Genomic DNA, 13,483 nt, shown 5'->3' with positions numbered 1-13,483 from the left:
TTTGCTCATTGTTTGGGAGAGGGGTTTTTGGTATACTGTTTCCCCGTCCTGCTTCATCCCCGAAGCACCCCTTAAAATTCCCTAAACTTCTTTCAGGTTCAGCATGACGACCAAATATATTTTTGTTACTGGTGGCGTTGTTTCATCCCTCGGCAAAGGCATTGCCGCAGCTTCTCTGGCAGCCATTCTGGAAGCCCGTGGTCTGGATGTGACCATCATGAAACTGGACCCGTACATCAACGTGGATCCGGGCACCATGAGCCCGACCCAGCATGGTGAAGTGTTCGTAACCGAGGACGGGGCCGAAACCGATCTGGATTTGGGCCACTACGAGCGTTTCATCCGCACCAAGATGACCCGTCGCAACAACTTTACCACCGGCCGCATCTACGCCGACGTACTGCGTAAAGAGCGTCGTGGTGACTATCTGGGCGCCACCATTCAGGTTATCCCGCACATCACCAACGCCATCAAAGAGCGGGTGATTGCCGGTGCCGAAGGCCATCAGGTTGCCATCGTCGAAGTGGGCGGTACCGTAGGTGACATCGAGTCCCTGCCGTTCCTCGAAGCCATTCGTCAGCTGGCTGCCGAAGTGGGCCGCAACAATGCCATGTTCATGCACCTGACGCTGGTTCCTTACCTGGCTGCTGCCGGTGAAGTGAAGACCAAGCCGACCCAGCACTCCGTCAAAGAGCTGCTCTCCATCGGTATCCAGCCGGATGTGCTGATCTGCCGCTCCGACCGTGCCATTCCGGCCAACGAGCGCGCCAAGATCGCCCTGTTCTGCAACGTGCCCGAGCGCGCCGTCATCTCCATGAAAGACGTCGACTCCATCTACAAAATCCCGGCACTGCTCAAGTCCCAGAATCTGGACTCCTACTTCACCGAGCGTTTCGGTCTGGAGTGCAAAGAGGCTGATTTGTCCGAGTGGGAACAGGTTATCTACGAAGAGGCCAACCCGACTGGTGAAGTAACCATCGGTATGGTCGGCAAGTACGTCTCCCTGCCGGACGCTTACAAGTCCGTCAACGAGGCGCTCAAGCACGGTGGTCTCAAGACCCGTCACTCAGTCAACATCAAGTACATCGACTCTCAGGATATCGAGACCCGTGGCGCCGAGCTGCTGGAAGGTCTGGATGCGATCCTGGTGCCGGGTGGCTTCGGTGAGCGCGGTGTGGAAGGCAAAATCCTGGCTGCCCAGTATGCCCGCGAGAACAAGATCCCCTACCTGGGTATCTGCCTTGGTATGCAGGTTGCCATGATCGAATTCGCTCGCAACGTAGCGGGTATGGAAGGGGCTCACTCCTCCGAGTTCAAGAAAGATTGCGCGTACCCGGTCGTCGGTCTCATCACCGAGTGGGTGGATGAAGAGGGCAACGTCGAGACCCGTACCGAGAAGTCTGATCTGGGCGGTACCATGCGTCTGGGTTCCCAGCTCTGCCACCTGGTCGAAGATTCCAAAGTGCGTCAGATGTACGGCAGCCCGACCATTTACGAGCGTCACCGTCACCGTTACGAAGTAAACAACAAGCTGCTGCCGCAGATTGAAGCGGCAGGTCTGAAAGTGACCGGTCTCTCCGCCGACAAGAAGTTGGTGGAAATCATCGAGATCCCGGATCACCCCTGGTTCGTGGCTGCGCAGTTCCACCCGGAGTTCACCTCTACTCCTCGTGATGGCCACGCTCTGTTCGCCGGTTTTGTGAAGGCGGCAGGCGAGTATCAGAAGCGTAATTTGAAGTAATTGAAAATAAATGCGGTTGGGGCACTGTGCCACAGCCGCTTTTTTTGGCATATTTTTGTTGTTTTTTTACGAAACCTGAGGAAATACACATGTCCAAGATCGTTAAAGTGATCGGTCGTGAAATCATCGACTCCCGTGGTAACCCGACCGTTGAGGCCGAAGTTCACCTGGAAGGTGGTTTTGTTGGTATGGCAGCCGCTCCGTCTGGCGCGTCCACCGGTTCCCGCGAAGCGCTGGAACTGCGTGACGGCGACAAGAGCCGTTTCCTGGGTAAAGGCGTGCTGAAAGCCATCGAAGCCGTAAACGGCCCGATCGCTCAAGCTCTGCTGGGTAAAGATGCCAAGGACCAGGCCACTGTCGACCAGATCATGATCGACCTCGACGGTACCGAGAACAAATCCAAGTTCGGCGCCAACGCCATCCTGGCTGTTTCCCTGGCTAACGCCAAAGCTGCCGCTGCTGCCAAAGGCATGCCGCTGTACGCCCACATCGCCGAGCTGAACGGCACCCCGGGTGTTTACTCCATGCCGCTGCCGATGATGAACATCATCAACGGTGGTGAGCACGCCGACAACAACGTCGACATCCAGGAGTTCATGATCCAGCCGGTTGGCGCCAAGACCCTGAAAGAAGCCGTTCGTATGGGCGCAGAAGTGTTCCACAACCTGGCCAAAGTGCTGAAGTCCAAGGGCTACAACACTGCAGTTGGTGACGAAGGTGGTTTCGCTCCGAACCTGAAATCCAACGCCGAAGCGCTGGAAGTTATCGCTGAAGCCGTTGCCGCTGCCGGTTACAAACTGGGCACCGACATCACCCTGGCTATGGACTGCGCTGCTTCCGAGTTCTACGACGCAGAGAAGAAAGAGTACAACCTGAAAGGCGAAGGCCGTGTCTTCACCTCCAACGGTTTCTCCGACTTCCTGGCTGACCTGACCACCAAGTTCCCGATCGTCTCCATCGAAGATGGCCTGGACGAATCTGACTGGGAAGGTTTCGCCTACCAGACTGCTGAACTGGGCAAGAAAATCCAGATCGTTGGTGACGACCTGTTCGTAACCAACACCAAGATCCTGAAGCGCGGTATCGACAACGGCATCGCCAACTCCATCCTGATCAAGTTCAACCAGATCGGTTCCCTGACCGAAACTCTGGCTGCCATCAAGATGGCCAAAGACGCTGGCTACACTGCCGTCATCTCCCACCGCTCCGGTGAGACCGAAGACGCTACCATCGCCGACCTGGCTGTTGGTACCGCTGCTGGCCAGATCAAGACCGGTTCCATGAGCCGTTCTGACCGTGTTGCCAAGTACAACCAGCTGATCCGTATCGAAGAAGCTCTGGGTGCCAAAGCTCCTTTCCGCGGTCTGAAAGAAGTTAAAAACCAGGCTTAATTTGCTGGTTTGCCAGCCTCGGCTGGAATGAAAAAAACCGGAACCCTTGGGTTCCGGTTTTTTTATGCCTGAGCCTTGCCACAATGGCCTGAGAGGTGAGAGGGCTGTGGCTCTGGTCTCGGGTCAGACAAAGGGGAGCGTGCGCTGATAGCGCCCTGCATGCGCCTTGAAGCCCAGTGTTTCAAACAGGGCGATAGAGCGGACGTTATCTGCATCGATATCTGCGGTGAGGCAGGTGACTCCCAGTGTGCTGGCGTGGGCGAACAGCAATCCCAGCGCCTCCGACATAAACCCTCTGCGCCAATAGGCCGCATTGAGCAGGCAACCTACCTCGCAGGGAAGACCTTGGACACCCATCTTTTGGGTGCGGGCTATGCTGCGCCTTGCTCAGAAAGGTGGGTGTCCCAGATTTAGGTTCTTCGTTGAAGAAGCGGTCAAGCTCTGAAAAGAGTGGGTCGGTTTTTTGAAGTTCAATCATGTGCGAATTCTGTGCCTTCTAACGCCGCGTTAAGGGGCAGCCAACGCTACTGCCAAGCTTCCGCATAACACCGTAATCACAAAAACCAACGCATAATAAAAATGCCACGCGTTGGCTGTCCCTCTTTAACGCCTTGTTAAGGCTCGGTACTTAAGGGGTATCCGACTGTAATAACTTCACGTAGTTGAGGAAAGTTGTAAGTAGATAAAGCTTTTGTAATGCCATTCGCGTTGGGAGATATATTGGTAGAAATACTGTCTCCGAACAATTTCATCAAAATCTTTCTATTGCTCTCACTTTCAGACTCCCACCACTTCGGTGATACAAAGACATTTTCGAAATTCTTGAACATGTACTGAATGATGATCGGAACGTAGTCCTCTCGATCTTTATGCAGAAGCGATGACATTAGTTTGCAGCATGTTTCATCACTATTTTCTAACCACGAAAAGGCGATAATTCCCTTTTCACCATCATAATAAGATGTAACAGAGAGGTTATCAGTCCTTTTCATAAGATCCATTAAGTCCTGAACAGGGTTTCCATCAAAGTCAAAGTCTGGATTAATTCCGCCACAGACCATAACAGGAGGAGCTTCATCGAATGTAAATATTACCGCCCTTGCTGTAGAAAAGTCGTCATTTTCCAAGGCACAATCAAAATAGCTTTTATGGTGCTTTAGGTCTTCAATAGCAGCTCTGTTCCCTAACTCGTAAAGGAAGTTGTTCATCTGAATATCAAATTGAGCCTCAATGTGTTTACCTTTATCTGCACCATGCCTCAATGTGGAAAGGTCGTGAGCACCTTCTTTAGCGTAGTACTCCCGAGCAAAAGCTCGATATGCGAGTAGAAAACACTGTTTCTGACTCGCCACAAATGACTCTTTTTCTAAAGGAGCAAAAATCACGTCATCATGATATTTACAAAAGCCATTGAATGTAGACGCATGATTGATACCGATTTTCTCTAATAAAGGTCTACCTCTATTCTTTCGGATCGCCTCATAACTCATTTTAAGCCCAAGGACATGCCCTGCTTCAGAGATTGCTTTCAAACTGGAAGTCTTGGGGACAGTATGAGCTCGTATAATATTTCCGGCGCAATTCTCATTAAATGAGTCAGGACAAGAGCACTTTTTACGTGAGTTTACATTGTTAAATTCTCTGTTTATTTCCCAATGTTTCATTGGCTCTTGTCTATCACGAAACAAGTGACATTTTTTGTATTTTATCTGAGAACCACACCAACAAGGGTCATTTCTACCAATCTTTTTATCGTACAAGCTAAACTCCTTCGTGAGCCTTAACGCCCGCCTAAGGGGCTGGCAACGCATAACAACCAAACTCAAACACAACAACCGAAACCACCGCGGCTCATTGGGACTGGAAACGCCACGCGTTGACAGTCCCTCTTGAGGCGTTTGTTATGCCACTTGTGATTTCAGATTTTCATAAGATTCATTTATTCGTTGCATCATATGTTTACTACCACCTTTGTCAGGATGATGTATAGAGGCTAGACTCTTGTACCTCTTCTTAAGCTCATAGCTTGACGGCAGTTGATCAAAACCGAGAATATCTTTGTCCGAAAGACTACAAGATAATTCTTGTAGTCTATTGTTCAATTTTTGATTTGCCTCGTACAATTCTGAAATTGTGAGTTCAGCTGCTTGTAGTTGCAGCTTCAGTTCATTGATTCGTGCATTAGCTTTACGAATAGTTTCATTGGCTCTATCGAGTAAGTTGTCACTATTTTCAGTATTATTTTTTACATTATCTGAAGTCAGATAACCTAATTTAGTTAAAACATAAACAACCCTTTCTCTCTCTATCTCATTGTAATAATTTGTATAAAGGCGACTGAGCATTAACTTAGCAGTCTTAACTGAGATCTCTTCACTGCCTTCATAAAGCACGGCTCTTTGCTCAGAGTGAGTAGTAGTAAAAATATCAAACATAGTCCATTTAACTCGTGAGTTAATTTAAATCAGAGATACCTTGGACACCCACCCTTTGGGTTCTGGCTATGCTACGCCTTGCTCAAAAAGGTGGGTGTCCCAGATTTGTTAGTCTCAAAAAGTAATTACTACAGATCCCGCACTACGCTTTGCCTCACCGTGATAAACCGCTTCGATATTATTGCCGTCCGGGTCGAGGACAAAAGCTGCGTAATAGCCGGGGTGATAATTACGCTCGCCCGGGGCGCCGTTGTCTTTGCCGCCATTGGCCAGTGCGGCCTGATAAAAGCGATCCACCATAGCGCGATCTTTTGCCTGAAAGGCGAGATGGTGGCGACCGGTCAACACCCCCAGCGCGGCGGGGCTATCGACAGCGGTGACAAACAGTTCGTCTGCCCAGAAGTAGCCCTCACCTGTGCCGCCCAGCGGAATATCGAGGGTGGTGAGAATGGCCGTGTAAAAGCGCTGGCTGGCGACCAGATCTTTGACCACCAGCTGGATATGGTCGATCAAGCGACCACGATGCAGGGTTTGTGTTTCCATACACCACCTTGATTTGCATGTTGTGGATGAGTCAGCGGCTTGCCGGTCAGTTTGTTTGGATCAAAAAGGGACCGGGCGAGATATGGCATGGCTACCGCCCCTGAATTTCAGCCTCCAGTCTGCTGTTTTGTAACCAATGGGGTGAGATTGGCATGGCTCATGGGAGACTCCGACGAGGCAATTGTTGCCAAATGGCAATATTAACCATGGCGCTGTGGAGAGAAAGCTCAATATTGAGAATTTCTGTGCAAGATCAATAAATTAATCAAATGTCACCCACGATTGATGACGCGCCGACATAGCGTGAACAACCATTCTTGAGCTATCGCCATAGAATATTCATGGTTATATCTGGCTTGAACCAGCATAAAACTCTTTGTTATTGTCCGCGCTCCCCGCTCAAACAGCTTATTTATCTATAAATCAACAAGATAGCATTATGCGGTGGCGTCGCGGGGGCATCTGCTATCGGGAAGGAGAGTTATGAAGTCGCAGTTCAAAGTGGCGCTGGCCATGTTGGCCCTGTTCGTCGTCCAAGGCTGCACAGCCCCGGATTCATCCACCAAGCGCAATGCACCCGGCCCGGTGCTGACCGTGCATTACGAAAGTGCCCCCCTGATCCCCGTCACCATCGCAGGTGAGCAGTACCAGTTTTTGCTCGATACCGGGGCCAGTATCACCTTTATCGATCGTCGTCTGGCCAGCCGCTTCAAGGCGCTGACCTTAAGCGAATTGCCCAGGGCCTATCAGGCTGATTTTGCCAGTGTGAACAGCGTGTCGAGCCAACTGGGCAGCGAGCAGCTTGGCTTTGTTGAGCCGCAGCCCTTCTCGGTGGGGTCGGTCACCATTGATGACAGCGATCTGTGGGCAACTATTGATTTCGATCTTTTCTCCCAGTCTCTTGGCAGCCGTATCGATGGCATCCTCGGGATCGACACCATCCGCCGTTTCAACTGGGTGTTTGATCGCGACAGGCATCAGCTCACGGCTTCGCTGACGGCACCGTCGGCAGCCACGTTCGAGCGTTGCATCGGCTATGAAGACAGCTACAACCGCTCCCCGGCAGTGTATCTGACCCACGGCGAGAGCAGCGTGCGTATGTATCTGGATACCGGGGCCGATCAGAGCTATGCCGATCATGCCTTTATCGACTTTATGGCGAGCCAGAAGGCGATCTCTGGCGAAGATGCCACGCCACGCAAAGGGGTGGACGCCAGCGGTATGGTGGAGGGGCGTGAACATATCCTCACCGGCCTGCACTTTGATGAGCGCCAGCTCGGTGAGCTGCGCGTGTCGGAAAACAGCAATGAGCAGTATGGTCTGGGGCTGGATTTTGTTAGCCGCTTCAATCGCTTTGCGATCATGCCCGGGCGGATGATGCTCTGCTACGACGCCGACAGCCTGGCGCGCAAAGTGCCGCCAATCCTGCGCAATATCGGGGTGCGCTTTGATGGCAAGCATCTGCAGGTCTACTACAGCGACGAACGGGATCTTGCCCCCTATGGTCTGGCCAACGGCGACATTCTGGAGCAGATCAACGGGGTGGCTTATCGTCCCCTCGATATCGACAAGGTGCGTGAACTGCTCAGCACCGGCAAGCCGGGGTCGCTCAAGTTGCGGATTGTGCGGGAAGGAAAACCGCTGGATATCGCCATCTAGTCAAGGTGGGGGCGGCAAGACGAGCCGCCCCTATGAGCCTCAGCCCTTGGTTGGATTTTCCATGCAGGTGAGGGTTGGCTGGCCGTAACGCTCCAGCGTGGCTTCATCCCCTTTGGTGAAGAAGGTGAGGTTTTGCCCTTCATAACGGGCGCCGCTGGCGCTGGGGGCTTCATAGGCGAGCACTTGTTGCTGCTTGTCGCCCTCGCTCAGGTTAATCACCGCGGCGGGCAGCTTGGCATCGTTATAGAAGTAGGTAGAGAGCATAACGCTCTTGCCGCACTTGTAGTTGACCGGTGCCGGCACCATCAGCTGGCCGCCGCTGATCTGCAGTTCGGTGATCCGCAGCAGGTAGTTATCCTCCACACACTGGCGCAGATCCTGCCCCTTCCAGCAGTCGTTGCGACCCTTGATCCAGCCGCGCTGCATGGCGCGCTCTGTCTTGAGCTGTTCGGGAGAGAGTGCGGCAATCGCCTTGGGATAGAGGGCCGCCAGTTCGTTATCAAGGGCGGCCAGTCCAGCATCCTTGCAGATCAGGGTTTCGACCGACCCGGAGGCTTTGGTGCAGTCAAAGGAGGGGGTTGCGGCGCTGGCCAGCAGAGGGGCAAACAGCAGGGTGGCAAGCAAGGTCTTGTTCATCGATAGATTCCAGCAATGAGGAGGGTATATCTGCCTACTACAGCACACTCTACAGGGCAATGCAGCAGGGGAGCCGAGCGCATTTTGCGCAGCTGTGTGTGCTGGCGACCGGTTTTGCCGCGCTACTCCAGTGGGGAAGGGAACTGTTGCTGGATGAGGCCGGCTTGTTTGAAAACTGGTCAGGAGTGGTCGCTATTTTGAGCATTCAGACAGGCCTGCAGCATTGTACTTTCACTCCTGTTCGAGAGGCGTGCTAGATTTGCCGCCTTTTCTTAATAACAAAAATGTTAGCTATGTTCAGGTTGATGACGGGGGCCTTGCTGGCCATCATGCTGTCCGGTTGTGCGGCCATGTTTAACGGCACAAGTCAGCAGGTTTCCATTCGCAGTCAGGATCCCGATGCGGAGATCTACGTCAACGATATGCTGCTGGGCCACGGCAATGTGATCACCTCGTTCAAGAAGAAAGAGAATTACACCATCACGGTCAAGCGTGCGGATTGCTACTCGGTGACAGTGCCGGTCTCAAAGTCGTTCGATGCCACCACTCTGCTCGGGATCTTTGTCGATTTCGGCGTGGTCTCCATTCTGGTGGTCGATGGGGTCGGCACCGGCGCCTGGCAGAAGTTTGATCAGAATGCCTTTATCGTTGATCCCATCTGCAAGAAAGCCTGATCGTTATGGATGGGGCATCGGATGATGCATCCAGATACAGCTCTTTGCTGATGTGAAAAACCCGACACTCCTGGCCGGAATGTCGGGTTTTTTGTGGCCGCGATAAAGGGGGGGCGGGTTGCCAGGTTGATCAGGCCAGCGCCAGTTGCTGACTGCGGGCGCGCCACAGCCGCTCGTGGAAGAAGAACACCACGGTATTGATGGCCGGTTCGATCATCGCCATCACGCCGCCGGTGAGCAGCTCGCCGCTCAGCAGGAAGGCCACTCCGAAGGCCACCGAGAAGTGGACCACCGCGAAGCTGCTGGTCTTGGCCTGCAGGCTGTGATTTGGTTTGAGCTTGTGCCAGCCAAGGTCATGAAAGTAGAAGGCGACCGTGTTGACGGCGGGCTCGATCAGGGCGATCAGGCTGGCGGTCAGCAGCTCACCGGTCAGCAGGTAGGCCACGGTAAAGGCGACACCGAAGTGCAGGATGGCAAAGCTGATGGTCTTTTTCATGATGGCGGCTCCCTCTGTTGATGATGAGAGTATCCGCCGAAATGAGATTAAATGAAAACTATTCTCATCTATTGCCAGAATAGAGAGAACCTATCAACGGGCGAGTGGCCGGTGTGGTTCAGCGGTTGCCAATCGCAGCCAAGGCGATAAAGTACAGGTTCCTCACACTTGCCCATGAAAAAGGATCTTTCATGAATATCAATGCCACCCTGCTTGGCCAGTTCATTGCGTTGCTGATGGTCATCGTCGGCGTCATCGCCTGGCGACTGGCGCGCCGCAAGAGCGAGCATCCGGCGCTGATCACCCTTATCTGCTCCCTGCTCTGTCTGTTTCCGCCCTTTGGCCTGTTGGCCCTGTTGCTGGTTGCGCTGAAACAGGATCTGCCCGCCCGTTCATAGGGCGCGCAGGTTCAGGCTGCCGCACACACCGGCTGCACCAATAGAAAAAGCCCCGTGATGGGGCTTTTGCTTTTGAACTCGGTGAGCAGAAGGCCTTGGACACCCATCTTTTGGGTTCGGGCTATGCTACGCCTTGCTCAAAAAGGTGGGTGTCCCAGATTTGCTGCATTTCTTATACTCCCGTTACTTTGTTACGGCCAATTGGGAACGTTTTTGTAAAGAGAGCTGGTGCCAAGCAGGCGCTTGGTACTGCTCACATCAGCCGCAACATAATTGGCAAAATTATTCATGGCATAGTCAGCAAGATCTTGTGCACTTATCTGTAAACTCATGTCACTCGGTTCTACGACTTGCAGCCACGCTGTCCTGCCAGCCTCTACAGCGATAACGGCATAAAGATTGACCTGATCAGATCGGCAGACTAGCGCGACGCCATCGATAATCTGCGGTTTATTGCCGGTATTCAGGCAGTGGTCGAAGAAGTCAGCATAGATGCCCACAACACCAGGCAATTTGAGCGTTAATTTTTCCTGGATAGCATAGGAGGAGCGGAAAAACTTACCTCTCGGAAAATCAAATGTGTTATCAACCGAAACCATGAGAACGCTGAATTTGTCATGTGCGAACTCAATTCCAGATGCTGGTGTGTTCTGGGAAGGGTTGGATTGGCAACCAGCTATCAAAAATGCACTGGCAACTACCTGTATCAGGTTCTTCATTTTTTCCTCGGTCTCACTACTTCATGCACATTTCAACGCCTTTCGATCATGAGGCTATTTGCTCTACTTTAACCGTACCTTTCATTCTTGATGCCACTTCGGTTGCTTGCTCATGGTCGAATCCTCGGGCCTCATGAATTTCTGATGATGCGCGAGGTTTGCCATCTTTACTCAGACTCGTAATGTAAAGTGGCCCCGTGGGAAGTCCGTGGTCTTCGATTTTAACGATCCAGCTCCCTGGAGGGGCCTTCATGGGAGGTGGAATTTGCTCATGCTCAAAATTGCCATTTTCATTACGATTGATTGCAACAGCAATAGCATATCCTGCGCCTCTACGTTTGGCTGATGTCCACGCTTTTGCAGCAGTTTCATAGATTATCGCAGCTGCTGGATCCCATAGATAATTACTCGGAGATGCGGTTGCCAAGTAACCAGCCTCTATCTCGCTGTAAACTGCATAGCCTATTCGTTCTGACATCCTGTTTTTCCTTTTTTGTTGATGCCCAACGCCGCGTTAAGGGGCAGCAACGCGCTACCCAAACTTCAATTTACCGCCGTAACCACCGACGCCAAGATTTAAGCCAAATTCGCCACGCGTTGACTGTCTCTCTTGAACGCTTTGTTAGCAATGTTTGACTACTTATTCCCAATACCTTTGAACGTAACGAACTGGATTAGAGTTATTAAATTCTACATTTTCATATAGCAAGACAGGATCGATTTCCTTGTAATCTCTGAAATAAATGTCTATCCGACCATCCATGTTCTGCTCAGTTTGGCATGTTACTACATGTTCCGTTGCATGCGAAACCTTAGCTAATACAGCTCTATTATTAAACGTATTAGTCATCACAATATGGCTAATTTCAGAATTAACTCTGTTCAAGGAAGCTTTAAAGCCCGGAGCAAAACCCTGTTCCAGCATTTGATCTATTACTTTTTTGTCTAAGCTTTCATTCGCCCGAACAACTATTACCGATTTATACATATGTTAATTCCAATTTACTCAACAATATTGCTAACGCCCGCCTAAGGGGCTGGCAACGCATAACACTAAACTTAAACACAACAACCGTAACCACCGCGGCTCAATGGGACTGGAAACGCCACGCGTTGACAGTCCCTCTTGAGGCGTTTGTTATGAGGGAATTTGAAGCGACAAAGAATAAAAGTGCTCGTCACTATCAATAAGCTGATAACCAAGCGATTTGTAAAATCTTACCGCGGCCTCATTTCGGATAAAGCTGGATAACGTCACCTGATTTCTCCCCTCAGCGTCCGCGAGCTTATGGACATAATTCATTATCTTTTCCCCAAATTTTTGGTTCTGAAACTCGGGAAAAACAACAAGTAGATGAACATGAATTGCATTGCCATAAGGTTTGAAACACAACATGCCAATTCGCTGACCTCCTTGTTGTACCCAGTAAAACCAACTAGGGTCATAGTCTCTTTTTAGACGGTTACGTTGAAAGTCATCGTTCCAACCAAAAACACCATCAACGAGTGAATAAATTCCCTGCTTTACAACAGAAAAAAGACTATCGAACTCTTCACTTTCTATTGGTCTTAATTTGATATCCATATTCCTCATAACGCTCGCTTAAGTGGTGAGCAACGCAATACGGTGTTTCCGCAAACCACCTTAATCACTAAAATCAATGCATGGTAAAAATGCCACGCGTTGCGAATCCGTCTTGAAGCGTTTGTTAAGTTTTGACTTTAGAAATGCTACGCAAGACAATATCAGCTTTCAGCACAAATAATTCAGTTCTACGACTGATTCTCCCTACCGCAAAAACAAACCTTGGATACCAGCGTCTTGATGTAGCGGTGACACTAAATAGTATTCCTGCAACAACGACTAGGGGTATTGTGATCGGTAAAATAGCGAGCCCTAATATAAATTTAACCACGTCCCACAAACCCGACAGAACCTTACCTAGAGTTAACCTTCGGTCAAATTTGAAATTTCTAGTTATCACTTCCGTTAGCAGGTTAGTGCCTATAGCTGCCGTGACAAAAGGAAATACAAATAAAAAGAGAGTGCTTTTCTGTTCAAAGTCATCAAACACTTCTTTAGACATTCGTTGAGATTCCACCCAACCAATTGCCATCGATTTCATATTTTCTATGTACATAACAGCACCCGCAGACAAAATAATAAGTACTAAGCCCACGCAAAATACCGTTAGAGCATATGGGTTTTCTCCAGAAACCAGTGCTGAGATACCCATAGCTAAAAAAAGAAACATAACCCCGAATATAAGTTGCATTTCCAATGAGAACATAAAATCTAACTGCATTACTGAATATTACCTCTTAGAAACTTAACAGTGATTAGATAGAAGGCGGCACTAATCCGTTAGCAGAGCATTCCATATAACTCCGTAACATTTTCACTGCCGCCAAGTAAAAAAATCATTAAATCATAATGTTACAAACTTGTTCTCGTGCTGAGCGTATTCGCTTGACTTCCTCTTTTTGCGCCACCGTTACTACTGTATGAAAAATCAGTGCTCAGCGCACTCTTGGCAAGCGCCGCCAAAGCACGCCTGCGTAAGCGGGTCAGAAATCAGCATAAGGCTGCCACCATGTTGACTGGGTAGTCGTAGGCAACGTTCGCTTATCCATTCCATCCGGCATGGCTACCGCCCCTGAATTACAGCCTCCGGTCTGCTGTGTTTAACCAACGGGATGGGGTTGGCATGGCTCATGGGGTGACTCCTACGAGGCTTTGTTGCCAATCGGGTATATTAGCGGCGGGTAGGCGGAGGGAAAGGACCAGATG

The 13,483-nt window shown here is 50.6% G+C and carries 16 protein-coding genes; 5 read left to right on the top strand and 11 right to left on the bottom strand.

The window, feature by feature from the left end; translation table 11 throughout:
- Positions 1-103: 103 nt before the first annotated feature.
- Together pyrG and eno are read left to right on the top strand one after the other, a co-directional pair.
- Positions 104-1,741 carry a glutamine hydrolyzing CTP synthase gene (gene pyrG, locus OKC42_RS03990; protein ID WP_005335584.1) on the top strand — a complete coding sequence of 546 codons (1,638 nt, stop codon included), beginning with the start codon at positions 104-106 and terminating at the stop codon, positions 1,739-1,741.
- An 89-nt stretch (positions 1,742-1,830) separates the two neighbouring features.
- On the top strand, positions 1,831-3,132 hold the full coding sequence (eno, locus tag OKC42_RS03985; protein WP_005335583.1) for a phosphopyruvate hydratase: 1,302 nt from the start codon (positions 1,831-1,833) through the stop codon (positions 3,130-3,132).
- 123 nt (positions 3,133-3,255) lie between these two features.
- Here the strand turns inward: eno and OKC42_RS03980 are convergent, their stop codons facing one another.
- From OKC42_RS03980 to OKC42_RS03965, 4 genes are all read right to left on the bottom strand, one after another.
- Positions 3,256-3,489: a GNAT family N-acetyltransferase gene (locus OKC42_RS03980; protein WP_270819089.1), complete on the bottom strand. Its 234-nt coding sequence runs from the start codon at positions 3,487-3,489 to the stop codon at positions 3,256-3,258.
- Positions 3,490-3,746: 257 nt separating this feature from the next.
- Complete coding sequence (locus tag OKC42_RS03975) at positions 3,747-4,892, bottom strand: YecA family protein (protein ID WP_270819088.1); 1,146 nt, start codon at positions 4,890-4,892, stop codon at positions 3,747-3,749.
- A gap of 141 nt (positions 4,893-5,033) precedes the next feature.
- Complete coding sequence (locus OKC42_RS03970; protein WP_151287382.1) at positions 5,034-5,567, bottom strand: J domain-containing protein; 534 nt, start codon at positions 5,565-5,567, stop codon at positions 5,034-5,036.
- A 114-nt stretch (positions 5,568-5,681) separates the two neighbouring features.
- Positions 5,682-6,110: a VOC family protein gene (locus OKC42_RS03965; RefSeq protein ID WP_151287381.1), complete on the bottom strand. Its 429-nt coding sequence runs from the start codon at positions 6,108-6,110 to the stop codon at positions 5,682-5,684.
- A 483-nt stretch (positions 6,111-6,593) separates the two neighbouring features.
- On the opposite strand from OKC42_RS03965, the gene OKC42_RS03960 reads away from it, so the two are divergent.
- A complete protein-coding gene (locus tag OKC42_RS03960; RefSeq protein ID WP_270819087.1) occupies positions 6,594-7,769 on the top strand; it encodes a retropepsin-like aspartic protease in 1,176 nt (391 codons plus the stop codon).
- Positions 7,770-7,808: 39 nt separating this feature from the next.
- Here the strand turns inward: OKC42_RS03960 and OKC42_RS03955 are convergent, their stop codons facing one another.
- Entirely contained in the window at positions 7,809-8,405 is a 597-nt protein-coding gene (locus OKC42_RS03955; RefSeq protein WP_201904504.1) for an MliC family protein, read from the bottom strand.
- A 293-nt stretch (positions 8,406-8,698) separates the two neighbouring features.
- On the opposite strand from OKC42_RS03955, the gene OKC42_RS03950 reads away from it, so the two are divergent.
- Positions 8,699-9,079: a hypothetical protein gene (locus OKC42_RS03950; protein WP_005335561.1), complete on the top strand. Its 381-nt coding sequence runs from the start codon at positions 8,699-8,701 to the stop codon at positions 9,077-9,079.
- Between the two features lie 130 nt (positions 9,080-9,209).
- Here the strand turns inward: OKC42_RS03950 and OKC42_RS03945 are convergent, their stop codons facing one another.
- Positions 9,210-9,575, bottom strand: coding sequence for a DUF2061 domain-containing protein (locus OKC42_RS03945; RefSeq protein ID WP_042084552.1), 366 nt, complete (start codon positions 9,573-9,575; stop codon positions 9,210-9,212).
- Positions 9,576-9,766: 191 nt separating this feature from the next.
- Here OKC42_RS03945 and OKC42_RS03940 point away from each other — a divergent pair, with 191 nt between their 5' ends.
- The gene (locus OKC42_RS03940) at positions 9,767-9,973 is read left to right on the top strand and encodes a hypothetical protein (RefSeq protein ID WP_005354562.1); all 207 of its coding nucleotides are present in this window, start codon (positions 9,767-9,769) and stop codon (positions 9,971-9,973) included.
- A 191-nt stretch (positions 9,974-10,164) separates the two neighbouring features.
- Here OKC42_RS03940 and OKC42_RS03935 read toward each other — a convergent pair whose 3' ends face one another.
- The 5 genes from OKC42_RS03935 to OKC42_RS03910 form a co-directional block, all read right to left on the bottom strand.
- The gene (locus tag OKC42_RS03935; RefSeq protein ID WP_139474495.1) at positions 10,165-10,692 is read right to left on the bottom strand and encodes a hypothetical protein; all 528 of its coding nucleotides are present in this window, start codon (positions 10,690-10,692) and stop codon (positions 10,165-10,167) included.
- A 46-nt stretch (positions 10,693-10,738) separates the two neighbouring features.
- Positions 10,739-11,170, bottom strand: coding sequence for a hypothetical protein (locus OKC42_RS03930; RefSeq protein ID WP_270819086.1), 432 nt, complete (start codon positions 11,168-11,170; stop codon positions 10,739-10,741).
- Positions 11,171-11,332: 162 nt separating this feature from the next.
- Positions 11,333-11,680 carry a hypothetical protein gene (locus tag OKC42_RS03925; protein WP_270819085.1) on the bottom strand — a complete coding sequence of 116 codons (348 nt, stop codon included), beginning with the start codon at positions 11,678-11,680 and terminating at the stop codon, positions 11,333-11,335.
- Between the two features lie 150 nt (positions 11,681-11,830).
- Entirely contained in the window at positions 11,831-12,277 is a 447-nt protein-coding gene (locus OKC42_RS03920; RefSeq protein ID WP_270819084.1) for a GNAT family N-acetyltransferase, read from the bottom strand.
- A gap of 124 nt (positions 12,278-12,401) precedes the next feature.
- Entirely contained in the window at positions 12,402-12,998 is a 597-nt protein-coding gene (locus OKC42_RS03910; RefSeq protein ID WP_270819083.1) for a hypothetical protein, read from the bottom strand.
- Positions 12,999-13,483: the final 485 nt, after the last annotated feature.

The organism is Aeromonas sp. Y311-2 (assembly GCF_027706025.1).
GTDB classification, from domain to species: Bacteria; Pseudomonadota; Gammaproteobacteria; order Enterobacterales; family Aeromonadaceae; genus Aeromonas; species Aeromonas veronii.
The sequence above is the reverse complement of the archived record's forward strand: the minus strand, read 5'-3'. Positions and strand labels throughout refer to the sequence as shown.